Source organism: Kitasatospora sp. NPDC088548 (assembly GCF_044753005.1).
Classification (GTDB): Bacteria; Actinomycetota; Actinomycetes; order Streptomycetales; family Streptomycetaceae; genus Kitasatospora.
Genome location: NZ_JBIVMI010000001.1, coordinates 317988 through 339906, shown reverse-complemented (window position 1 = coordinate 339906; position 21919 = coordinate 317988). Strand labels below are relative to the sequence as shown.

Here is a 21919-nt window from a genome sequence, read left to right as displayed (position 1 = left end):
TCCGTGATGACCTCCGCCACCCCCGCCCGCTCGCCGCTGATCGGCCCCGCCGCGATCGCCGCCTACGGTCGCCTGCCCGCGCCCGGCCCGCACACCGCGGCCGAACTCGCCGCACTGCTCCGTCTGCTCACCGGCGGCCGGGCCCGCCTCCACACCGTGACCGTCGGCCACAGCCGCGACGACGCCTCCCGCGCCGCCGCCGAGGCCTTCACCGAAGCCTGGCTGGACCTGCCGGGACGGTCGGTGCTCGCCGTCGTCGACTGGCCGGAGCAGGCCGCCTCCTGGCTGCGGCCCGCCCGCCGACTGACCGCCCCGGCGCCGGACGCCTGGGTCCTCGCCGCCGCACCACTCGGCTGGGCGCAACTGGCCCGCCGCCTCGGCCGGGAGCCGGGCTGGCGGGCGTGGCGCACCTTCGGCTTCGCCTCGCTCGCCTCGCTCGCCTCGCCCGCCGAACCGCGTGCCGTCGCCCTCGCCGGTCAGGGGGCGCTGGACGGCCTGCGCGGCGCGAGCGCCGACGGCGGCACCTGGGAGATCGCCGACGGCCGGCTCACCACCTGCCCGCCGGGCCGGGCGCCTCAGACGGTGTAGCGGCGCATCGCGCGCAGGCCGCCGTACGCCGCCGCGGCCGCCCAGAGGGCCATGATCAGCAGGCCGGACCAGTGGCCGTAATGGATCCCCGGGTCCGGCTGGGTGCGCGTGGCGTACAGCCCGGCCCGGTCGGGCAGGAACTGGCCGGCCTCGCGCACACCGGGGATCGCCGCCAGCCAGGTGGTGCCGAGGAAGACCATCGGGACGAGCAGGCCGAGCGCGGCGCTGAAGTTGCGCAGCATGGCCGTCAGGCCGAGGCAGAGCACCACCAGCAGCGGGTGGTAGAGCACCCCGGCCGTGAAGGCCCGGGCCAGACCAGGGGTGGAGAAGTCCAGGCCGGTGGTGGCGGCGACGACGAGGAACGAGCCGGCCGTGGAGGCCAGCCCCATCAGCAGCCCCAGTCCGATGCCGAGGGCGAGCTTGCCGCCGTAGAGCAGGCCTCGGCGGGGGACGGCGGTGAGTGAGACCGAGATCATGCGGGTGTTGAACTCCTGGCCGATCAGCAGGACGCCATGGCAGGCCACGGCGACATGGCCGAACAGCAGGCCGTAGAAGATCCCGTTGCTCGGGTCCTCGCCCGGGGTGTGGTCCGCCTCCCCGTACGCGGCGTTGACGGCGGCGGCGACACCGACGGTCAGAACGACGGCGACGAGCGGGGCGAGCCACTGGGAGGGAAGGGTGGTGAACTTGACGCGCTCGGAGCGCAGGACGTTCAGGGCGGTCGGAGCGCCGGTCATGGACGTGGTCATCGAGGTGTCGTTCCCAACGGTCTCGGAAGAGGCTGACAGGGAAGTGGGCGAGGTGCGGGCGGAGCGGCTCGCGGTGGAGGCACCCCGCCGCCGGTCGCGGAGGCAGGCGCAGGCCCCGGGCCTCGGCGCAGGACTCAGAACTCGGCTCGCCGCAGGGCGCGCAGGCCGCCGTACGCCGCGGCTGCCGCCCAGCCGGCCATGATCAGCAGACCGGTCCAGTGCCCGTACACGACCTGCGGGTTGTCGGCGTAGTGCAGCGCGTACTGGCCGGCCCGGTCCGGGAGGAACTGCACCACGGAACGCGCCCCGGGTACGCCGCTGAGCAGCGGGGAGAGCAGGAAGACGGTCGGCACCAGCAGGCCCATCGCGGCCGTGAGGTTGCCGAGCAGAGCGGTCGCGCCGATGCAGAACACCACCAGCAGGACGGGGTACAGCACCCCGGCGGTGGCGCTGCGGGCGAGGGCCGGGCCGTCCCATGCACCGGGTGTGGTGGCGGCGTATCCGGCGAAGGAGCCGGCCGTCCCGATCAGGCCGACGGCGAGGGCGACGAGTGCGCCGACGGCGAGTTTGCCGCCGTAGAACAGGCCTCGGCGGGGGACGGCGGTGAGCGAGACGGTGATCATGCGGGTGTTCAACTCCTGGCCGATCAGCAGGACGCCGAAGCAGACCAGCGCGGCCTGGCCGAAGTTGAGGCCGTAGTAGAGGCCGACACCGGGGTCGTCGGTGAGGCTGTGGTCCTTGCCGCCGAGAGCGGCGCCGACGGCGGTGGTCAGGCCGACGGTGAGCAGGGCGGCGAGGACCGGGGTGAACCAGAGCGAGCGGAGGGTGGCGAGCTTGATCCCTTCGGACCGCAGCAGGTTCAGTGCGGTGGACGTGGACGTGGACGTGGACGTGGACGTGGCCGGGGCCGGGGCCGGGGCCGGTACGGACGGAACGGTGCTCATGCCGCCGCCGCCCGGTACTCGACGCTGTCGGCGGTCATCCGCATGAACGCCTCTTCCAGCGAGTCCTGCTGGACGGCGATCTCGTACAGCACCACGCCGTTCGCCGCCGCCAGCGCCGCGATCCGCTCCGGCTCGGCCCCGCTCACCTCCCAGGCGTCGCCGTCCACCGGCTCGGCGGTCACCGTTCCCGAACCGAGACTCCCGAGGTCGCCGCCGAGCAGGGCGGCCAGCTTCGTCCGGTCCACCGCGCGGACCCGGATCCGGGTGCGGCCGTGGCGTTGAAGGAATTCCGTGGTGGCGTCGTCCGCCAGCAGCCGGCCCCGGCCGATGACGACCAGATGGTCGGCGGTGAGCGCCATCTCCGTCATGAGGTGGGAGGAGACCAGCACGGCCCGGCCCTCGGCGGCCAGATCGCGCAGCAGGGTGCGGATCCAGCGGATGCCCTCGGGGTCGAGGCCGTTCACCGGCTCGTCCAGCAGCAGCACCGGCGGGTCGCCGAGCAGCGCGGCGGCCACGCCGAGCCGCTGGCGCATGCCGAGCGAGAACCCGCGGATCCGGCGGCCCGCCGCCTCGGTCAGGCCGACCTGCGCGAGCACCTCGTCCACCCGGCGGTTCGGCAGCCCGTTGCTGGCGGCCAGCCAGCGCAGCTGGCCGCGCGCGGTGCGGCCGCCGTGCACGGCCTGGGCGTCCAGCAGGGCGCCGACCTGCCGCAGCGGGTCGGCCAGTTCGGCGTACCGGCGACCGCCGACCAGGGCGTGGCCTGCGGTGGGCCGGTCGAGGCCGAGGATCAGCCGCATGGTGGTGCTCTTGCCCGCGCCGTTCGGCCCGAGGAAGCCCGTCACCACCCCGGGCCGGACGACGAAGCCGAGGTCGTCGACCACACGCTTTCCGTCGTACTCCTTGGTGAGGCCCTGAACCTCGATCATGACGCCCTCCCGCGTGCTCCCCGGACCTTCCCCGGACTCGCTTCGGGCTCCTCCGGATTCACTCCGACCCGCTCCGACCCGCTCCGGGATTCCGGACCCCGGCTCTCCGGCTCCGACGGCCCCATTCCACCGGAGCGGACCACTCCGGCGGATCCCGCCGGGGAGTGGAGCCCTCTCCCTCTTGGGAGGGAGTCGCGGCACATCGCTGACCTGGCAGGATGGCGTCATGCCCAGGATCCTCGCGCCCCTGCTGAGCGCCGCCACCTACGCGCGGTGGCTGCATCTGGTGATCGGGTGGATATTCGCCGGCGTCGTCCTGATGATCTACCCGGGGACGTACGGGTTCAGCCTCGCCGAGGTCCTGGCAAGGGCCGTTCTGCTGGATGCCGTGCTGCTCACGCTGGCCGCCCTGCTGCCCGCGATGCGCCGGGCCGAGGGCGTGCAGGCGCGGCTGCTGCTGATGCCCGAACGCGAGCAGGACATCGCCGCCGAACCCGCCCGTACCTGGGCCGACCGCCGACGCACCGCCGTCTGGTTGATCGGCCGGGTGGCTCTCGGCTCGGTGGTCGGGATCCTCGCCGTGCTGGTGCCCGCCGGCGCCGTCGAGCTGGTCGCCGACTCCGCGCCGAACCTGCACGGAATCCAACTCCCGCACCAGCACGGACTGCTCTGGTACCCGCTGCTGGCGGCCGCGGCGCTGTTCGGCTACGGCTGGCTGGTGGTCTGGGCGGGGCGTCTGCAACTCGCCATGGCGGTAAGGCTGCTGGGACCGTCCCCGGCCGAACGGCTGGCCGAGGCGGAGCTGCGGGCCGAACGTCTGCTGGAGCGCAACCGGTTGGCCCGCGAGCTGCACGACTCCATCGGCCACGCACTGACGGTGACGGTCCTTCAGGCCGGTGCGGCTCGGGAGGTGGGCGACCCGGCCTTCGTCGCCAAGGCGCTCGAAGTCATCGAGGAGACCGGCCGACAGGCCATGGACGACCTGGAGCGCACGCTCGTCCTGCTCCGCGAGGCCTCGGACCGGCGGGACGCGTCGGACGGGTCCGTCACCGAGCGCCCCGGCATCGAGCAGCTGTCCGCGCTCTTCGACACCGCGCGGGCCGCCGGCAGCCCGGTGGAGGCATGGATCGACGTGCCGTCGGGGAAGCTGCCCGGGGTGCTCTCCCGCGAGTCCTACCGGATCCTCCAGGAGGGCGTCACCAACGCCCTCAAGTACGCGCCGGGCGAGCCGATCAGCGTCCGGATCGCCCTGCGGGGAGGCCGGTTGGAGCTGCGCTGCGCCAACGCGACGGGCGGGCCTGGCCCGTCGTCCGCGCGCAGCGCACCGCGCAAGGGCGGCAAGGGACTTCGCGGTATCCGGGAGCGGGCCGCGCTGCTCGGTGGCGAGGCCTCGGCCGGGCTGGAGTCCGGCGAATGGGTCCTGGCCGTCCGCATGCCCCTACGCTTGGGCGTGTGATGATCGACATTCTGCTGGCCGACGACGAGGAACTGGTCCGGGCCGGACTGCGGGCCGTGCTGGAGGCGCAGGGCGACCTGCGGGTGGTCGGTGAGGCCTCCGACGGAGGCGAGGCGGTGGCCATGGCCCGGGAGCTGCGCCCGCACGTGGTGCTGATGGACGTCCGGATGCCGGAGGTCGACGGTCTGGCGGCGACCCGCGCCCTCGTCCGGTCGGGCGCGACCGGGGAGCAGCCGCCGAAGATCCTGGTCGTCACCACCTTCGAGAACGACGACTACGTCTACCAGGCCCTGCGCGCCGGTGCCGACGGCTTTCTGCTGAAGCGCTCCCGCCCGGCCGAGATCGCCCACGCGGTCCGGCTGGTCGCGGCGGGCGAGTCGCTGCTCTTCCCGGCCGCGATCCGTCGTCTCGCCGCAGGCCAGGGCAACGCGGCCGCCCGCGCGACGATGGCCCGTGCCGCCCTGACCGAGCGTGAGGCCGAGGTGCTGCGGCTGGTGGCCCGGGGCCTCGCCAACAGCGAGATCGCCGAGCAGCTGTTCCTCGGCGTGCAGACGGTGAAGACGCACGTCAGCAGTGTGCTGGCGAAGCTCGGCGCCCGCGACCGCACCCAGGCGGTGATCGCCGCGTACGAGTCCGGCTTCGTGGAGCCGGCCGAGGACCGGCTGTCCGAGGAACAGCCGAACCGTGCGGACCCGACGCGGAGTTGAGCCGGCCGTAGGGCAGGAGCCGGCCCCGCCGTCCGGCCCCGCCGTCCGGGACCGGTAACCGGTGGGCCGAAGCGATACCCGGCGGGCCTGGCCGGTACCCGGTGACGGGTGGCCGATGAGGGTGCTCAGGCGGGGTACGCGTGGGTCTGGGCGGCCTTGACCGAGGCCCAGACGGTGGTGCCGGGGGCGAGATCGAGCTCGGCGGCGGCGGCCGGGGTCAGGTCGGCGGCCATCGGCAGGTCACCGGCCAGGTCGGCGCGGACCTGGTCGCCGTGCAGGTCCAGGCCCGCGACCTGGAGCTCCCAGACGTTGCGCGCGCTGGACTGCGGTCGCTCCCGGTGCAGCGTGACGGCGGACGGCGGGAACGCCACGAAGGCGGGGCCGGTCAGCTCCTCGGTGGTGGCCAGCACGGGGCCGTCGGCCAGCGTCACCCGGTGGCCGTCCGCCGTGCCCTGGTAGAGGTTGAGGCCGACCAGGCGGGCGATGTAGTCGGTGCGCGGACGCCGGGCGATCTCGGCGGGGCTGCCGGACTGCACCTCGCGGCCGCCCTCGATCACCACCAGCCGGTCGGCCAGCACCATCGCGTCCAGCGGGTCGTGCGTCACCAGCACCGCCACCGCCTCGAACTCGGCCAGATGGCGCCGGAGTTGGGCGCGGACATCGAGCCGGGTGCGGGCGTCCAGGGCCGCCAGCGGCTCGTCCAGCAGCAGCAGCCGCGGCCGTACGGCCAGCGCCCGGGCGAGTGCCACCCGCTGCGCCTGGCCGCCGGAGAGGCGGCCGGGGCGGGCGCCCGCGTGGTCGGCCAGGCCCATCCGCTCCAGCCAGCCGGCCGCCTCGGCCCGGGCCTCGCGCTTGGGACGGCCCTGGCAGCGCGGGCCGAAGGCGACGTTGTCGAGGGCGCTGAGGTGCGGGAAGAGCAGGTAGTCCTGGAACACCACGCCGACCGGACGCTCCTCGGCGGGGGTGTGCAGCCGCTGCGCCGGGTCCTCCAGGACGCGGCCGTCCAGCCGCAGGTGGCCGCCGGTGAGCGGGAGCAGCCCGGCGAGGGCGCGCAGCGCGGTGGACTTGCCGGCGCCGTTCGGTCCGAGCAGGGCGACCACCTCGCCGGGGGCGGCGGTGAGGGCCAGGTCGAGGGTGAAGGCGGCGCGTTCCACCCGGAGCCGGGCGTCGAGCGCCGGGCCGTTGAGCGCCGGGCCGTTGAGCGCCGGGCCGTTGAGCGCCCGGTCGTCGGGCGTGTGGTCGTCGGGTGTGTGGTCGCTCGGGGTGTCGGCGGGGGCGGTCGTCATGGGGTGGGCGTCCAAGGGGCGGGGGCCGGAGCGGGGGCGGGTGTGCGAGGTGGCGGGCCGGGTGGTCCGGCCCGCCACCGCGGCGCGGGCGGCGCGGCGCTCACGGGGTCGACATCCAGCGGTCGCGCAGCCCGACCAGGACGGCGATGGAGACCACCAGCAGCACCAGCGAGAGCGCGATCGCGGCCTCCGGGTCGGACTCCATGGCGAGGTAGACGGCGAGCGGCATGGTCTGGGTCTTGCCGGGGAAGTTGCCCGCGAAGGTGATCGTCGCGCCGAACTCGCCGAGCGCGCGGGCCCAGGCCAGTACGGCGCCGGCACCGATGCCGGGGGCGATCAGGGGCAGGGTGACCCGGCGGAACGCGGTCAGCCGGGAGGCGCCCAGGGTCGCGGCGGCCTCCTCGTACCGAGGGTCGGCGGCCCGCAGCGCGCCCTCGACGCTGATCACCAGGAACGGCATCGCCACGAACGCCTCGGCGATCACCACGCCGGTGGTGGTGAAGGGCAGCGTGATGCCGAAGGCGGAGTCCAGCCAGGAGCCGACGATGCCGCGCCGGCCGAGGACCAGCAGCAGCGCCACGCCGCCGACCACCGGTGGCAGCACCAGCGGCAGGGTGACCAGCGCCCGGATGACGCGGCGGCCGGGCAGCTCGGTGCGCGCGAGCAGCCAGGCCAACGGCACCCCGAGCAGCAGCGACACCGCCGTGGCCGCCGTCGCGCAGACCAGCGAGAGGCGCAGCGCCTCCCAGACCTCGGCGCTGGTGAGCTGGTCGGACAGCGTACTCCAGGGTGCCCGGACCAGGAGCCCGACCAGCGGGAGGATCAGGAACGCCAGCCCGAGCAGCGCCGGGAGCAGCAGCGCGACCGGGACGCGGTGTGGGCGCCGCCGTCGGCGCGGCATCCCCTTCCCTGGGTGCGCCGCGCCGCCGGTGCCGGTGTTGTGGCCGGTGGCACCGGTGCCGGTGGCACCGGTGGTCCCGGTGGTGCGTCCGCTCACGGTGCCTGGAAGCCCGCCGCGGTGAGTACCTGCGTGGCCTCGGGTGACTCGATGTAGGCGACGAAGGCGGCGGCGCCGTCCTTGTTCGGGGCCTTGGCCAGCGCGGCGATCGGGTAGTCGTTCACGGCCTTGTCGGCCTCGGGGAAGTCCACGCCGTCGATCTTCGCAGCATCGGCCTTCACATCGGTCTTGTACACCAGGGAGGCGTCGACCTCGCCCAGCTCGACCTTGGTGAGCGCGCCCTTGACGTCCTGCTCCAGGGTGACCGGGGTCAGGTTCACGTTGCCGGCCTTGAGCGCGGTCAGGGCGGCGGCGCCGCAGGGCACCTCCTTTGCGCACAGCGCGACCTTGACGCCGGGTGCGGTCAGGTCGCCCAGGCCCGCGATGTGCTTGGGGTTGCCCTTGGGGACGGCGATGGTGAGCGTGTTCTTGACGAAGGTCTTCGACTCGCCGCTGACCCCGCCCGCGTCGGTGACGGTCTTCATGGTGGCCGGGCTCGCGGCGGCGAAGACGTCGGCGGGGGCGCCGGAGTTGATGCTGGTGGCGAGGCCGGAACTGCCGCCGAAGTTGAACTTGACCTTGGCGCCCGGGTTGGCGGCCTCGAACTTCCTGCCGAGTTCGGTGAAGCTCTCCTTGAGCGAGGCGGCGGCGAAGACGTTGATCTCGCCGGAGGCCTTCGGGGTGCCGGCCGACCCGCTGGCGGAGGCGCCCGTGTCGCCCGAGCTCTTGCTGCCGCCGTCGCTGCCGCAGGCGGTGACCCCGAGGCCGAGGGCGAGGGCCACCGCGGTGGCGACGGCGACTCTGCGCGTGGTGGTCGTACGGGTGCTCATCGGTGGTTTCCCCTCCTGGGCGCGCCGGAAGGGCGCGGGGACTCGGTTGCAGATGCGGCCATTAAGGCGATCATAGTGTCGCAAATACGAGTGAAAGTTTGCCTGCCGCATTGCACAGGCAAGGTGCATCAAGGGCGAGTGCCCCGCCGTGGGGAGCCTCAAACGGCGCCGCCCCCGGAAGCCCCGCCTCCCGGAAGCGTGCTCACGGAAGACCCGCCCCCGGAAGACCCGCCCCTGGAAAACCCGTCGCGGCGAAGCGCCCCGGGGCGCGACAGTGGTCACCGTCCGTACGCACCGCCGGCCGACCGGCCGAGCCAAGGGGAGGAGTACACCCATGTCCACGCTGCGCGTCACCGCCGAGCGGCTGACCATCCTGGCGCACCCGAACGCCGACGCACTGGAACTCGCACAGGTCGGCCTCTACCGGGCGGTGGTCGCCAAGGGCGCGTACCGCAGCGGCGACTACGCCGTGTACATCCCCGAGCAGGCGGTCCTGCCCGCCCCGCTGATCGAGGAGTTGGGGCTGACCGGACGGCTGGCCGGGGGAAACGCCGACCGGGTCAAGGCGGTCCGGCTGCGCGGGGAACTGTCGCAGGGCATCGTCTGCCGTCCCGGCGCGCTGGCCGGCACCGACCTGGCGGCCGCCGCCGAGCGCGGCGAGGACTTCGCCGACCTGCTCGGCGTCACCAAGTGGAAGCCGCCGGTCCCGACGTCGATGAACGGCGACGTGGTGAGCGCGCCGGATCTGCTGCCCTGGGTGGACATGGAGAATCTCAAGCGTTTCCCGGGCGTCTTCGAGCCGGGCGAACCGGTGGTGCTGACCGAGAAGCTGCACGGCAGTTGCTGCCTGGTCACCTACCATGCCGCCACCGGCGAGGTGCAGGTGTCGTCCAAGGGCATCGGGGCCCAGGGGCTGGCGCTGGCCGAGGACGAGCGGAACCTGTACTGGCGGGCGGTCCGGGCGTACGGCATACCGGCGGTGGCCGCCCGGCTGGCGGAGCGTCTCGGCGCCGAGCGGGTCGGCATCTTCGGCGAGGTCTTCGGCGCCGGTGTGCAGGACCTCACCTACGGCGAGTCCGGCCGCGCCGAGCTGCCCGGTTACGCCGCATTCGACGTCTCGGCGGTGCTGGACGGACAGTTGCGCTGGCTGCCGGCCGCCGAACTGCTGGACGGCCGGCTGCCGCTGGTGCCCGAGCTGTGGCGCGGGCCGTTCGACCCGGACACCGTGCTGGCGCTGGCCCAGGGGCGGGAGACCGTCTCCGGGCGCGAGCTGCACCTGCGGGAGGGCGTGGTGATCCGCCCGGTGGCCGAGCGCTGGAGCCCGGTGGTGGGCGGGCGGGCCATCGCCAAGGTGGTCAGTGACGCCTACCTGACCCGCAAGGGCGGCACCGAGTACGAGTAGGCGCAGCCGGTGGGCGTGTGCGGCCGGGGCGGCACATGCCGGTTGATGTACGAGCCGCGGCCGGGCGCCGGCGCTGCACGCCAGGGGGCGTGCGGGGCGGTCGTGGGTGATCCGCGACCGCCGTTGTGAGCCCTTCTCCATGTGATTACCAGTCAGTTAAGTTCGGGGGACGGTACTGGAGGAGGAGACAGATGACCACCGCTGCCCAGATACCCGGCCCGCCCGGACTCCCGTTGATCGGGTCGATGCTGGACCTCACCCGGCGCCCGCTGCAGACCTACCTCGCCGCCCGGCGCGACTACGGGGACGTGGTCCGCTTCGTCGCCGGACCGCCCGGGCTCCGCGCCGAGTTCTTCATGGTGTTCTCCCCGGAGGGCGCCCACCAGGTGCTCGCCGGTGAGGCGGCCAACTTCCGCAAGGACAACGGCTTCTACGACGAGCTGCGGACCAGCATCGGCAACGGCCTGCTGACCAGCCAGGACAACGACTACCAGCGCCAGCGCCGGCTGATCCAGCCGCTGTTCACCCGCCGCCGGGTGGATGGCTATGTGGACGCCATCGCGCTGGAGGCGGATGCGCTCACCGAACGCTGGCGGGCGGTGCCCGGCGGTGTGGTGGACGCGGCGGACGAGATGTCCCGGTTCGCGCTGCGCGCCGTCGCCAGGATCCTCTTCGGCTCCGACGTGGAGGCGGCGGTGGAGGTGGTGCACCGCAGCTTCCCGGTGCTCGGCGAGTACATACTCGAGCGGGGTTTCTCCCCGGTCCGCATTCCGCGCGCCTGGCCCACGCCCGCCAACCGGCGCAACGCCGAGGCGCAGCGTGACCTCTACGGGATCTGCGACCAGATCATCGCCGAACGGTCGGCCCGGGCCGGGGCCGTCGAGACGGACGACCTGCTGGCACTGCTCGCCCGGGCCCGGGGCGAGGACGGCGCGGGCCTCGATCCGACGGAACTGCGGGACCAGGTCCTGATCTTCCTGCTGGCCGGGCACGAGACCACCGCGACCTCGCTCGCCTTCGGGCTGCACCTGCTCGCCCGGCACCCGGAGGAGCAGCGCCGAGCCCAGTGCGAGGCGGAGGCGGCGCTCACCGGCCGGTCGCCGACCGCCGCCGATCTGGAGGCCCTGCCGTACATCACCCAGGTGTTGAAGGAGGCGATGCGCCTCTATCCGGCGGCCGCGCTGATGGGTCGGCGCTCGGTGGCCGAGACGGTGATCGGCGGGCACGTCGTCCCGGCGGGCGCGCAGGTGATCCTCGCGCCGTGGGTCACCCACCGCCACCCCGACCACTGGGCCGACCCGGACCGCTTCGATCCGGACCGTTTCCTGCCCGGCCGGGAGAAGGAGCGGCACCGCTACGCCTGGTTCCCGTTCGGCGGCGGTCCTCGCGCGTGCATCGGGCAGCACTTCTCGATGCTGGAGGCGGTGCTGGCGATGGGGGTGCTGCTGCGCGACTTCGACATCGAGGCGGTGGACCACGAGGTGGCGCTCGCTCAGGGGATCACCCTGCGGGCGGACAGCCCGATGCGGATCCGGCTGACGCCGCGGGGCTGACAGGCTGACAGACGGGCGGCTGACAGGCGGCGGCCGGCAGAAAACAGATGACAGAAAACAGATGTCGGATAACAGATAACGAAAGTCGTCATCTGTTCGCCGTCCTCCCGGGTGGCGCCGGGGTCGACCCGTTCGAGCGCGGGCCCGCCCCGGGTGGTGCGGTGTGCGCGGAAGGGGTGGGGGGTGCGGGCGGAGGGGGTGCCGCCCACCGGGACGGCACCCCCTCGCTCGTCTCCACTCGTCCGATCGCCCGCGGCTCAGCCGCGCGACTGGAAGACGATCCTGGTCCAGCTGGAGCCCGGGCAGTTGCCCCAGACCGCCCACGGCTGCGGTCGCGCGCCGATCCACAGGCCGGTGGTGGAGGTGCCGTTGGCGCAGTAGGTGATGGTGCGCAACTCGCCGGAGTAGATCGTGCAGTTGCCTTCCCAGCGCCAGCCGTAGTTGGCGGTGATCACGCAGTGGTAGGAGGCGGCGATGGCGTCGGCCGTCGTCACGCCGGATCCGGCGGTGATGGACTGGTCGGGGACCGGCTCGGCGGTGGCCGGCAGGGCGGTGGTGCCGAGCACGCCGAGGGCGGCCACGGCTACCACGCCGAGCTTGGTGAAGGTCCTGGCGATACAACCTGACATGGCGTTGTCTCCTCGCTCATGGGGGTTCGTCCCGGCCGGGTGCGGTGCTGGTCGGAATTCCCCGACGCCACCCGACCGGTAACGCAATGCACACGAATGACTGCGAAGAGTGAGACGACGAACTATGATGTGACCTGTGTCACAACTAGGCCTTCAGGGTGCCGATTTCCGAGGGGAGCGGCATGGAACTCAGTGGTCGGTGCACAGGTGGGCGGGAGCCGGATTTCGGCGACGCCGGAGGCGTGCCCGGTCGCGCCCCGGATCCTGGGGCCGCGAATCCCGGCGCGGCTGATTTCGACCGGGTGTTCACGGAGCTGCTGCCCCGGCTCCATCGGGCGGCCGCCTCGCTCACCGGAAGTTCGTTCGCGGCCGGTGATGTGGTGCACGACGCGTATCTGCGAATAGCCCGGCGCCCCGAGCACTTCCTCGGCCATCCGCAGCCGTACGCCTACGTGTTCACCACGATGGCGAACATCGTGCGCGACCAGTGGCGCCGGGAGCGCCGCCGGGCGGCCCTGTCGGGGCCGGTCGAGGCCGAGTTCGGTGCGGCCGATCCCTTCGGTGGCGGGGTGGGCGAACTGCAGGCGCACTGGGAGGTGGTCCGGCTGCTGCGCTGTCTGACCGTCAAGCAGGCCCGGGTGGTGGTCCTGGTCGACCTCGACGGCTACAGCGTCGACGAGGCCGCCGAACTGCTGGGTGTGCACCGCAGCACCCTGGCGGTCACCCGGCGCCGCGCCCTGGGGCGGCTCCGAGCCGTCCTCGAACACGAACGCGAACACGAACACGAGCGCGAACGCGAACGCGGCCGCGAACCCGCCGTCGAACCCGAACCCGGCCCCGGCCCTGGCCCCGAACCCGGCCCCGGCCCTGGCCCCGGACCCAGGCCCGGCCCCGGACCGGCGTCCGGTGCCGAAAGAGCTCCCGACGCACCGAACTGACGATGTGTCAGCTGATCCGCCGCCCCGGCCCGTACGCTGCGAATCGTGATCACGTACGAGGAGCAACGCCACCGCGCCCTGGCCGGCGAGGGCCGCTGGTCCGAACTGCTGGGTGTCTACCGGCAGGCCCGGGCGGCGGCCGTCGTACGCGGCGGTGAGGACTGGGCGGGGGTGGAGACCGCGCCGCTCGGCCATCTGATCGCCTACGCCGCCCCTCCCGAGCTGGCCGTCCGGCTGTTCGACCCGGACGGTGGCCCGGGCACCGCGGCCGGGGTCGCCGACCACGATGCCGGGCCGCTCTGGGAGGTACTGGCGACCCGGCACTCGTGGCTGCGGCTGGCCCCGCTGCTCACCCCCGCGCCGGTCCGCCGGCTGGTCGCGCACACCCGGGTGCTGATCGGCGAGGACCTCTCGTACGGCGCCGAGCCCGCCCCGGAGGGCGTGCCGTTGCTGCTGGAGCCCTGGGAGTCGGCGGGCTGGGGCGAGGGCGCGCGGGTCCGGGAGTACCTGCCGTCCGGTGGCTCGTGCAGCGCGCTGCTCACGCTCCCGGCCTCCCGGGAGGGGCTGGGCCCGGTGACACTGCCCGCGCCGGGCGCCCGGCTGCGTGGCCAGCGGGCGACCAGGGCGCTGGCCGCACTGGTGGGCTGGGCGGACTGGGCGGAGGTGGCCTGCGTACGCGGGCCGGCGCCGCAGGCGGTCGCACAGCTCGCCCCGGGGGCGCGGGTCACCGGGGGGTACCTGTCGTTCGCCGCCGCCTACCCGGCCCTGGTCCATGCGGGCGTCGCGGACCGGTCGCACGGCTCGGCGCACGGGCGGCTGGCCCTCTGGCGGGCGCTGGCCGCGATGGCCGGCGCCGACGGGCCGGACCGGGCCGAGGTGAACGCCCTGGTGGCCCGGATGCGCTGCTTCACCTGGTGCGACCCGGCGGACGGTCTGCGTCATCTGCATCTCGCGGTCGAGGACCCGGCGTCCGGCCTGAGCTGGGCGGTCAGCGGCTCCGAGGAGTTGTAGGGCCGGTCCGGCAGCCCCTGGCATCCTTCGGGGCCGCAACCGCGAACCCCCGACCCGGCGCCGCTCGGGGGTTGGGCGAGGCGCCGGACCGGGGGAGAAGGGGAGGCTCAGGCGGCCGCCGGGGTGGGCGCGGGCGTCGGCTGGGCCCCGCCGGGTACGTCGGTCCCACCGGGCACACCGGCTTCGCCGGACCCCGCGTGGGCGTCCGCCCCCGGGTGGCCGTGCGCGTCGACCAGCGTCCGCTCGTCGAACGGAACCGCGCCCGCCAGCACCTGCCGGGCGCGCTCCCGGTCGAACTCGCCGGTCCACTGCCCGACCAGCACGGTGGCGACGGCGTTCCCGGCGAAGTTGGTCAGCGCCCGGGCCTCGGACATGAAGCGGTCGATGCCGACGATCAGGCCGACCCCGTCCACCAGCGCGGGCTTGTGCGACTGCAGCCCGCCCGCCAGGGTGGCCAGGCCGGCGCCGGTGACCCCGGCCGCGCCCTTGCTGGCGATCACCATGAAGACCAGCAGCGACAGCTGCTCGCCGAGCGACATCGGCTTGTCCATCGCCTCGGAGATGAAGATCGACGCCATGGTGAGGTAGATCGCGGTGCCGTCCAGGTTGAAGCTGTAGCCGGTCGGCACCGTGATGCCGACCACCGGGCGGCTGACGCCCAGGTGTTCCATCTTGGCGATCAGCCGCGGCAGCGCGCTCTCCGAGGAGGAGGTGGAGAGGATCAGCAGGAACTCGCGGCCGAGGTAGCGCAGCAGCGCGAACACGTTCACCCCGGCGACCAGGCGCAGCAGCGCGCCGAGCACCACGACCACGAACAGCGCGCAGGTGACGTAGAAGCCGATCATGATCACGGCGAGGCTCTTCAGCGCGGCCGTGCCGGTCGCCCCGACCACCGCGGCCATCGCGCCGAACGCGCCGATCGGTGCCACCCACATGATCATCGCCATGATGCGGAACACCAGCCGCTGCATGTGCTCGATCCCGCGCAGCACCGGGGCGCCGACCGGGCCCATCGCCTGGAGGGCGAAGCCGGCCAGCAGCGCGACCAGCAGGGTCTGGAGCACCTTGCCCTCGGTGAGGGACGAGACCATGGTGGTCGGGATCATCCCGAGCAGGAAGTCGGTGGTGGACTGCGCCTCGCCGGCGGCGGCCTGGGCGTGGCCGGACTTGGCGAGCGCCGCGGTGAGGTGGAGGCCGGAGCCGGGCTCCAGCAGGTTGCCGACCGCCAGGCCGATGGCCAGCGCCACGGTCGACATGGTGAGGAAGTAGCCGAGGGCGAGCCCGCCGACCTTGCCGACCTTGGCGGCCTTGGTCACCGAGCCGATGCCCAGCACGATGGTGCAGAAGATGACCGGGCTGATCATCATCTTGATCAGGTTGACGAAGCCGGTCCCGACCGGCTTGAGGCCGACCGCGAAGCCGGGCGTGGCCAGTCCGACCACGACGCCCGCGACCACCGCCGCGATCACGGCGAGGTAGAGGTAGTGGGTGCGGTCCTTCGCTCTGACCCCGGCCGGCCGACCGGCCGGCCCTGCGACTCCGGTGATGGACATCTGCGGCTCCTTCGCCCTTGCACGTCCGGCAAGTCCTGGCGGCCCCGGGTGGTGGGCCGCTCCGACTATGGGCCCGCCTCGTGACGAAGGTCACGTTTGTGTTCATAGAGTTCACGGCACGCGGTGGCCGGCGGCTCTGCTCCGGGTGTGGTGCACACTGTCAGGCATGTCCGTGCGCACCCTCCCCGCTCCGCGCCGGCTGGTCCGCAGTCTGGCCGGGCAGCTCTTCGTCGTCCAAGTGGTCATCGTCGCCGCGGTGGTGGCGGGCGGCGCCGTGCTCGCCTACCTGTTCACCGCCGGCCGCACCGAGGCCGCGGCCCGCCGCCAGGTCACCGCCGTCGCCCGCGCGGTCGCCGATTCCCCGTCGGTGCGGGCCGCCGTCGCCGGGCCGGACCCGTCCGCGCTCCTCCAGCCGTACGCGGAGCAGGTGCGGGCGGACACCGGGGTCTCCTTCGTCACCGTGATGGACACCGCCGGGGTGCGCTGGACCCACCCGCTGCCCGAGCAGATCGGCAGGACCTTCCTCGGGCACATCGACTGGGCGCTGGCGGGGGAGACCCGCAGCGAGACGTACACCGGCACGCTGGGCCCGTCGGTCCGCGTCGTCACGCCCGTGCTGGACGACCGGGGCCGGGTGGTCGCGCTGGTCAGCGCGGGCCTCACGGTGCAGTCCATCTCCGCCCAGCTGCGCGGGCCGCTGCTGGCCCTGGCCGGTGTCGCGGTGGCCGCGCTCGCCCTCGGCGGGCTCGGCACCTACCTCGCCAACGCCCGGCTGCGGCGGCACACCCACGGCATGGGGCCGGCCGAACTCAGCCACCTCTACGAGTACCACCAGGCCACCCTGCACTCGGTGCGCGAGGGCCTGGTGCTGCTCGACCGTGGGCACCGGGTGGTGCTCTGCAATGACGCGGCCCGCGAACTCCTCGGCCTGTCGGGGAAATTGGAGGGGCAGCCGATCGCCGGTCTGGGCCTGCCGGAGGCGCTGCTCGACGCCGTGCTCGGCGCCGGGCCGGCGCGCGACGAGGTCCACCTCACCGCCGAGCGGGTGGTGGTGCTCAACACCTCCGTCATCGGCACCGGCCTCGGCCGGGTCGTCACCCTTCGCGACCACACCGAACTACAGTCCCTGAGTGGCGAGTTGGACTCCGTCCGGGGCTTCACCGAAGCGCTCGGCGCACAGGCGCACGAGGCCGCCAACCGGCTGCACGCCGTCGTCTCGCTGATCGAACTCGGCCGCCACGAACAGGCGGTGGAGTTCGCCACCGCCGAACTCGCCCTCGCCCAGCAGCTCACCGACCGGGTGGTCGCCGCCGTCGGCGAACCCGTGCTGGCCGCCCTGTTGCTGGGCAAGGCCGCCCAGGCGGCCGAGCGGGGAGTGGACCTGACCCTCACCGAGGACAGCCGCATCGACGACGGTGTGCTGCCGCCGGACCTCTCCGACCGCGATCTGATCACCGTCCTCGGCAACCTGCTCGACAACGCGGTGGACGCGGCCGTCGCCGGCGCCGCCGGGAACCCCGCCCCGCCCGAGGTCGCCGTCACCGCCCGGATCGACGACGGCCACCTGCTGCTGCGGGTCGCCGACACCGGTGCCGGGATCGACCCGGCCGCCGTGGACGACGTGTTCCGGCGCGGCTGGAGCACCAAGCGGGACGCCCACGGGCACGGCCTCGGGCTCGCCCTGGTCGCCCAGACCGTCCGGCGCAACGGCGGCACCGTCGAGGTCGGACGCGAGCACGGCGCGGTGCTGACCGTCCGGCTGCCGCTCACCCCGGCCGCCCGGCCGCAGCCGGCGGTGGCCCGGTGACCCCCGCACCTCCCGCCGTGCCGCCGACGCCGGCCGGACCGCCCGCGATCTCCGTCCTGGTGGTCGAGGACGACCCGGTGGCCGCGGCCGCCCACACCCTGTACGTCGAGCGCGAACCGGGCTTCCGCGCCGCCGGGACGGTGCACAGCTGCGCCGACGCCCTGCGCTTCCTGGACCGGGCCCGCGCCGCCGGGACGCCCGTCGACCTCACCCTGCTCGACCTCTACCTGCCGGACGGCCACGGGCTCCAGCTCTGCCGCGGCCTGCGCGCCGCCGGCCACACCACCGACATCATCGCCGTCACCTCCGCCCGCGACCTGGCCATGGTCCGCCAGGCGGTCTCGGCGGGGGTCGTCCAGTACCTGCTGAAACCCTTCAGCGGCGCCGCCCTGCACGACCGCCTGGAGCGCTACGCCCGCTACCGCGACAGCCTGGGCCGTACCGGCGAGGCCACCGGCCAGGACGAGGTCGACCAGGCCCTCGCGCTGCTCCGCACCCCCGAGCGCACCGACCTGCCCAAGGGTCTCAGCGCCCCCACCCTGGACACCGTCGCCACCGTCCTGCGCGAGGCCGCCACCGGCCTCTCCGCGGCCGCGGCCGGCACCGAGGCCGGCGTCTCCCGGATCACCGCCCGCCGCTACCTGGAACACCTCGTCGACACCGGCCTCGCCGTCCGCGAACCCCAGTACGGCACGGTGGGCCGACCCGAGCTCTGCTACCGCTGGCGGGGCAGGTGAGCCCCGGAGGCCGCCGCCCGGGGCGACCGCCCCGGACCCGGACGTGCGACCGTGCCGCCGCCGGTGCCGACTACGGGTGGACCCGGGTCGCCAGGGCGAGGTACCGGTCGTCCCGGTCCGTGTAGCTGTCCAGGTGCCAGTGGGAGGCGGCGAGGAGGGGGCGCAGGCGGGGTTCGGCGCGCAGGTCGTCGGGGGTGAGGGCGCGGCCGTGGCGGGCGGCGAGGGCGGCGCGGCCGACGGGGTGGAACAGGGCGAGGGCGGCGCCGGGGCGGGTGACGCGGGCGAGTTCGCGCAGGGTGCGGGCCGGGTCGGGGAGGTGGGAGATCAGGCCGGCCGCGAACACGGCGTCCAGGGCGGCGCCGGGCAGCGGCAGCCGGGCGCAGTCGGCGAGCAGCAGGGTGGCGGTACCGGGGTGGCGGGTGGCGGCCTGCTGGAGCATCTCGGGGGTGACGTCGGCGCCGAACACCCGGCCCTCGGCGGCGACCGCCGCGCGCAGCAGGGGCAGGGCGCGGCCGGTGCCGCAGCCCGCGTCGAGGACGGACTGCCCGGGCCGCAGGCCGAGTTCGGCGATCGCGGCCGCGTAGCGCGGGCCGTCGTCGGGGAAGCGGGCGTCCCAGTCGGCGGCGCGGGTGGCGAAGAACTCGCGGGTCCGGGCGAGTTCGGCATCGTACGGCGAGGACGGGGGCAGCTGCGGCATGCCCGGAAGAGTAGCGCGCGGGCCGTAACCACCAGGGCGGTCGCTCGTTGGAGAAGCGGGGTTCGTGTCACTCGCCAGGGTGGTTCTCGCTGCCTGTGGGGGGAGCCGACACCAACGGTCGGTAAAGTTAGGCTTACCTAACTTGACTGGGAGTATGCCTTGACGCTCGCCGCTGAGCCCGCCACCGGGCCCGCCGTCCCCGCCCAGGCCCCGGGCGACGCCATCCTGCGCCGCCAGCGCGTCCGCGAGTCCGCCGCCCGTACCTACGCCCGCTCGTTCCCGATCGTCCCCGTGCGCGCCAACGGCATGACCGTCGAAGGTGCCGACGGCCGCCGCTACCTGGACTGCCTCTCCGGCGCCGGCACCCTCGCGCTCGGCCACAACCACCCCGTGGTGCTGGAAGCGATCCGCCGCACCCTCGACAGCGGAGCGCCGCTGCACCTGCTGGACCTCGCCACCGCCGAGAAGGACGACTTCACCACCGCCCTGTTCGAGAGCCTGCCGAAGGGCTTCGGCGAGCACGCCCGGGTGCACTTCTGCGGCCCCGCCGGGACGGACGCCGTCGAGGCCGCGCTCAAGCTGATGCAGACCGCCACCGGCCGCTCCGGCGCCCTCGCCTTCACCGGCGCCTACCACGGCATGACGGCCGGGGCCCTCGCGCTGACCGGCAACGTCGCCGTCAAGGAGCCGCTCCCCGGCGGCGGGGAGGTGGTCCGGCTGCCCTACCCGTACGGCTACCGCTGCCCGTTCGGCGTCGGTGGCGAGACCGGCGCGGACCTCGCCGCGACCTATGCCGAACGGCTGCTGGACGACCCCTCGGGCGGGGTGGTCAAGCCCGCCGCGATGGTCCTGGAGGTGGTCCAGGGCGAGGGCGGCGTCGTTCCCGCCCCCGACGGCTGGCTGCGCGCGATGCGCCGGATCACCGCCGAGCGCGGCATCCCGCTGATCGTGGACGAGGTGCAGACCGGCGTCGGCCGCACCGGCGCGATGTGGGCGGTCGAGCACAGCGGGATCGTCCCCGACGCGATGGTGCTCTCCAAGGCGATCGGCGGCAGCCTCCCGCTCGCGGTCGTGGTCTACCGCGAGGACTACGACGGCTGGCGACCCGGCGCGCACACCGGCACCTTCCGCGGCAACACCCTCGCCATGGCAGCCGGCGCGGCCACCCTCCGGTACGTCGCCGCCCACGGCCTGGCCGAGCGCGCCGCCCTGGTCGGCGCCAGGATGACCGGGTGGCTGCGGGCCCTCGCCGACGAACTGCCGGTGATCGGCGACGTCCGCGGCCGCGGGCTGATGCTCGGCGTCGAACTCGTCGACCCGGACGCCGAACCGGACGCCTGCGGAGCCCGCCCGGCCGCGCCCGCCCTCGCCGTCAGGGTCCGCGAGGCCTGCCTGGCCCGCGGCCTGATCGTCGAACTCGGCGGCCGCCACGACGCCGTACTGCGCCTGCTCCCGCCGCTCACCATCACCGACGAGCAGGTCGCCGCGGTCCTCGACCGGCTCGCCGACGCCATCCGGGCCGCCTCCGGGGAAACCCGGTGACGGCCCCCGACGAGCCCCGCCTCGACGGATCCCCGCCGGCGGACCCCGGCCCGGTCGACACCCCGCTCGACGCTCTGGCCGGCGGTGTCGCCGGCCCCGCCGCGCTCGGGCCGCTGCTGGCCACGGTGCTGGACGCGCTCGACACCGGGGCCGCCCGGCGCGGCGGTCCGCTGCCCGCCGGCAGCCCGGCCGCGATCGCCGCGCTGGTCACCGAGACCCTGGCCGGCGCCCACGGCCGGGGCGCGCTCGCCCGCCTCACCGAACTGCTGGCCCACGGCGCCGCCGACCCCGCCGACCCGGCCTGCGCCGCCCACCTGCACTGCCCACCGCTCGCCGTCGCGGCCGCCGCCGACCTCGCGGTCAGCGCCCTCAACCCCTCCCAGGACTCCTGGGACCAGGCCCCCGCCGCCACCGCGCTGGAGACCGCGCTGATCGCCGAACTCGCCGCCCTGGTCGGCTACGACCCGGCCCGCGCAACCGGCGTGCTCACCTCCGGCGGCACCGAGTCCAACCTGATGGGCCTGATGCTGGCCAGGGACCAGAAACTCGACGGCATCGTCGAGTTGGACGGCATCCCGGCGGGTGTGACCCCCCGGATCATCGCCTCCCGCGCAGCGCACTTCTCCGTCCAGCGCGCCGCCGCCCTGCTCGGTCTCGGCGAACGCGCCGTCGTCCCCGTCCCGGTCGACCGCGAACTGCGCATGGACCCGGCCGCGTTGGAACGCGCCCTGGCCGAAACCAGCTGGGCCGGGCAGACCCCGATCGCCGTCGTCGCCACCGCCGGCACCACCGACACCGGCGCGATCGACCCGCTGCACACCGCCGCCGACCTCGCCGCCCGCTACGGTGCCTGGCTGCACGTGGACGCCGCGTACGGGGGCGGCGCGCTGCTCTCCGCGCGGCTCGCCCCGCTGCTGGACGGCATCGCCCGCGCCGACTCCGTCTCCCTCGACTGGCACAAGCTCGGCTGGCAGCCCGCCGCCGCCGGGATCTTCCTGACCCGCCGCGCCGAGAGCTACGTCTCGCTCGCCCGCCGCGCCGAGTACCTCAACCCGGCCGACGACGAGCAGGCCGGCTACCCCAGCCTGCTCGGCCGCTCACTGCGCACCACCCGGCGGGCCGACGCCTTCAAGATCGCCGTCACCCTGCGCACGCTCGGCCGGGACGGCCTGGGCAGGCTGGTCGACGCCTGCCACGAACTCGCCCTCGACACGGCCGAGGCCGTCCGCGCCGAGCCCGAACTGGAACTGCACGGCGAGCCCGTCCTCACCACGGTGGTGTTCCGCTACCGCCCGCCGGGGGAGCGGGACCCCGCCGCCGTGGACCGGCTCAACGGCGCCCTGCGCCGGGCGCTGCTGCGCACCGGCCGGGCCGTGGTCGGCCGTACCGAGTTGCCGGGCGAGGGCCCCGGCCGGGTCCGGCTGAAGCTGACGCTGCTCAACCCGCACACCACCCCGGCCGACGTGGGCGCGTTGCTGCACGAGGTGGTCCGGGCGGGCCGGGAGGCCGGGGCGGGGTGACGCGGGGCCGCGGCGACCACGTCCGCGCGGCGGCGGTTGGCCGGTGG

The 21919-nt window shown here is 74.5% G+C and carries 20 protein-coding genes; 11 read left to right on the top strand and 9 right to left on the bottom strand.

What is annotated here, in order from left to right; genetic code table 11:
* Positions 1-6 precede the first annotated feature (6 nt).
* A complete protein-coding gene (locus ACIP82_RS01540; protein WP_400649669.1) occupies positions 7-588 on the top strand; it encodes a hypothetical protein in 582 nt (193 codons plus the stop codon).
* Here the strand turns inward: ACIP82_RS01540 and ACIP82_RS01535 are convergent.
* The 3 genes from ACIP82_RS01535 to ACIP82_RS01525 form a co-directional block, all read right to left on the bottom strand.
* The gene (locus ACIP82_RS01535; RefSeq protein ID WP_400649666.1) at positions 576-1337 is read right to left on the bottom strand and encodes a hypothetical protein; all 762 of its coding nucleotides are present in this window, start codon (positions 1335-1337) and stop codon (positions 576-578) included. The genes ACIP82_RS01540 and ACIP82_RS01535 overlap by 13 nt on opposite strands.
* A gap of 134 nt (positions 1338-1471) precedes the next feature.
* The gene (locus ACIP82_RS01530) at positions 1472-2281 is read right to left on the bottom strand and encodes an ABC transporter permease (RefSeq protein ID WP_400649664.1); all 810 of its coding nucleotides are present in this window, start codon (positions 2279-2281) and stop codon (positions 1472-1474) included.
* Entirely contained in the window at positions 2278-3207 is a 930-nt protein-coding gene (locus ACIP82_RS01525; RefSeq protein WP_363608572.1) for an ABC transporter ATP-binding protein, read from the bottom strand. The genes ACIP82_RS01530 and ACIP82_RS01525 overlap by 4 nt, the downstream gene beginning before the upstream one ends.
* 226 nt (positions 3208-3433) lie before the next feature.
* Here ACIP82_RS01525 and ACIP82_RS01520 point away from each other — a divergent pair, with 226 nt between their 5' ends.
* Both ACIP82_RS01520 and ACIP82_RS01515 read left to right on the top strand, forming a co-directional pair.
* Entirely contained in the window at positions 3434-4663 is a 1230-nt protein-coding gene (locus ACIP82_RS01520; RefSeq protein ID WP_363608571.1) for a histidine kinase, read from the top strand.
* A complete protein-coding gene (locus ACIP82_RS01515; protein WP_400650307.1) occupies positions 4663-5370 on the top strand; it encodes a response regulator in 708 nt (235 codons plus the stop codon). Before ACIP82_RS01520 ends, ACIP82_RS01515 begins: the two co-directional genes overlap by 1 nt.
* A 125-nt stretch (positions 5371-5495) precedes the next feature.
* On the opposite strand, the gene ACIP82_RS01510 is transcribed toward ACIP82_RS01515, so the two are convergent.
* The 3 genes from ACIP82_RS01510 to modA form a co-directional block, all read right to left on the bottom strand.
* Positions 5496-6656 (bottom strand): ABC transporter ATP-binding protein, encoded by a 1161-nt coding sequence (locus tag ACIP82_RS01510; protein WP_400649659.1) that lies wholly within the window; start codon positions 6654-6656, stop codon positions 5496-5498.
* A 100-nt stretch (positions 6657-6756) separates the two neighbouring features.
* Complete coding sequence (locus tag ACIP82_RS01505) at positions 6757-7557, bottom strand: ABC transporter permease (RefSeq protein ID WP_363608683.1); 801 nt, start codon at positions 7555-7557, stop codon at positions 6757-6759.
* 92 nt (positions 7558-7649) lie between these two features.
* The gene (gene modA / locus ACIP82_RS01500; protein ID WP_400649656.1) at positions 7650-8483 is read right to left on the bottom strand and encodes a molybdate ABC transporter substrate-binding protein; all 834 of its coding nucleotides are present in this window, start codon (positions 8481-8483) and stop codon (positions 7650-7652) included.
* A gap of 334 nt (positions 8484-8817) precedes the next feature.
* On the opposite strand from modA, the gene ACIP82_RS01495 reads away from it, so the two are divergent.
* Entirely contained in the window at positions 8818-9885 is a 1068-nt protein-coding gene (locus tag ACIP82_RS01495; RefSeq protein ID WP_400649654.1) for an RNA ligase (ATP), read from the top strand.
* 191 nt (positions 9886-10076) lie between these two features.
* Entirely contained in the window at positions 10077-11438 is a 1362-nt protein-coding gene (locus ACIP82_RS01490) for a cytochrome P450 (RefSeq protein ID WP_400649653.1), read from the top strand.
* A gap of 257 nt (positions 11439-11695) precedes the next feature.
* Here the strand turns inward: ACIP82_RS01490 and ACIP82_RS01485 are convergent, their stop codons facing one another.
* Positions 11696-12067, bottom strand: coding sequence for a hypothetical protein (locus ACIP82_RS01485; protein ID WP_400649651.1), 372 nt, complete (start codon positions 12065-12067; stop codon positions 11696-11698).
* Between the two features lie 302 nt (positions 12068-12369).
* Between ACIP82_RS01485 and ACIP82_RS01480 the strand changes: the two genes are divergently transcribed.
* Entirely contained in the window at positions 12370-13005 is a 636-nt protein-coding gene (locus ACIP82_RS01480; protein WP_400649649.1) for an RNA polymerase sigma factor, read from the top strand.
* A gap of 45 nt (positions 13006-13050) precedes the next feature.
* Entirely contained in the window at positions 13051-14016 is a 966-nt protein-coding gene (locus ACIP82_RS01475; RefSeq protein ID WP_363608555.1) for a hypothetical protein, read from the top strand.
* A 107-nt stretch (positions 14017-14123) separates the two neighbouring features.
* On the opposite strand, the gene ACIP82_RS01470 is transcribed toward ACIP82_RS01475, so the two are convergent.
* A complete protein-coding gene (locus tag ACIP82_RS01470; protein WP_400649646.1) occupies positions 14124-15569 on the bottom strand; it encodes a cation:dicarboxylate symporter family transporter in 1446 nt (481 codons plus the stop codon).
* A gap of 166 nt (positions 15570-15735) precedes the next feature.
* On the opposite strand from ACIP82_RS01470, the gene ACIP82_RS01465 reads away from it, so the two are divergent.
* Positions 15736-17376 (top strand): ATP-binding protein, encoded by a 1641-nt coding sequence (locus tag ACIP82_RS01465; RefSeq protein ID WP_400649643.1) that lies wholly within the window; start codon positions 15736-15738, stop codon positions 17374-17376.
* On the top strand, positions 17373-18113 hold the full coding sequence (locus ACIP82_RS01460; RefSeq protein ID WP_363608548.1) for a response regulator: 741 nt from the start codon (positions 17373-17375) through the stop codon (positions 18111-18113). The genes ACIP82_RS01465 and ACIP82_RS01460 overlap by 4 nt, the downstream gene beginning before the upstream one ends.
* A 70-nt stretch (positions 18114-18183) precedes the next feature.
* On the opposite strand, the gene ACIP82_RS01455 is transcribed toward ACIP82_RS01460, so the two are convergent.
* Positions 18184-18810, bottom strand: a complete 627-nt coding sequence (locus tag ACIP82_RS01455; RefSeq protein WP_400649640.1) for a class I SAM-dependent methyltransferase — start codon at positions 18808-18810, stop codon at positions 18184-18186.
* A 159-nt stretch (positions 18811-18969) separates the two neighbouring features.
* Here ACIP82_RS01455 and ACIP82_RS01450 point away from each other — a divergent pair, with 159 nt between their 5' ends.
* Positions 18970-20352 (top strand): diaminobutyrate--2-oxoglutarate transaminase family protein, encoded by a 1383-nt coding sequence (locus ACIP82_RS01450; protein ID WP_400649638.1) that lies wholly within the window; start codon positions 18970-18972, stop codon positions 20350-20352.
* A gap of 74 nt (positions 20353-20426) precedes the next feature.
* Positions 20427-21872 (top strand): pyridoxal phosphate-dependent decarboxylase family protein, encoded by a 1446-nt coding sequence (locus tag ACIP82_RS01445; protein WP_400650303.1) that lies wholly within the window; start codon positions 20427-20429, stop codon positions 21870-21872.
* The last annotated feature ends 47 nt before the right edge of the window (positions 21873-21919 follow it).

Bases quoted from the DNA above. Each gene is read 5' to 3' on its own strand.
- ACIP82_RS01535 (WP_400649666.1), bottom strand. From the start codon at position 1,337: ATGACCACGTCCATGACCGGCGCTCCGACCGCCCTGAACGTCCTGCGC.
- ACIP82_RS01485 (WP_400649651.1), bottom strand. From the start codon at position 12,067: ATGTCAGGTTGTATCGCCAGGACCTTCACCAAGCTCGGCGTGGTAGCC.
- ACIP82_RS01465 (WP_400649643.1), top strand. From the start codon at position 15,736: ATGTCCGTGCGCACCCTCCCCGCTCCGCGCCGGCTGGTCCGCAGTCTG.
- ACIP82_RS01540 (WP_400649669.1), top strand. From the start codon at position 7: ATGACCTCCGCCACCCCCGCCCGCTCGCCGCTGATCGGCCCCGCCGCG.
- ACIP82_RS01530 (WP_400649664.1), bottom strand. From the start codon at position 2,281: ATGAGCACCGTTCCGTCCGTACCGGCCCCGGCCCCGGCCCCGGCCACG.
- ACIP82_RS01470 (WP_400649646.1), bottom strand. From the start codon at position 15,569: ATGTCCATCACCGGAGTCGCAGGGCCGGCCGGTCGGCCGGCCGGGGTC.
- ACIP82_RS01510 (WP_400649659.1), bottom strand. From the start codon at position 6,656: ATGACGACCGCCCCCGCCGACACCCCGAGCGACCACACACCCGACGAC.
- modA (WP_400649656.1), bottom strand. From the start codon at position 8,483: ATGAGCACCCGTACGACCACCACGCGCAGAGTCGCCGTCGCCACCGCG.
- ACIP82_RS01525 (WP_363608572.1), bottom strand. From the start codon at position 3,207: ATGATCGAGGTTCAGGGCCTCACCAAGGAGTACGACGGAAAGCGTGTG.
- ACIP82_RS01455 (WP_400649640.1), bottom strand. From the start codon at position 18,810: ATGCCGCAGCTGCCCCCGTCCTCGCCGTACGATGCCGAACTCGCCCGG.
- ACIP82_RS01495 (WP_400649654.1), top strand. From the start codon at position 8,818: ATGTCCACGCTGCGCGTCACCGCCGAGCGGCTGACCATCCTGGCGCAC.
- ACIP82_RS01490 (WP_400649653.1), top strand. From the start codon at position 10,077: ATGACCACCGCTGCCCAGATACCCGGCCCGCCCGGACTCCCGTTGATC.
- ACIP82_RS01520 (WP_363608571.1), top strand. From the start codon at position 3,434: ATGCCCAGGATCCTCGCGCCCCTGCTGAGCGCCGCCACCTACGCGCGG.
- ACIP82_RS01515 (WP_400650307.1), top strand. From the start codon at position 4,663: ATGATCGACATTCTGCTGGCCGACGACGAGGAACTGGTCCGGGCCGGA.
- ACIP82_RS01505 (WP_363608683.1), bottom strand. From the start codon at position 7,557: ATGCCGCGCCGACGGCGGCGCCCACACCGCGTCCCGGTCGCGCTGCTG.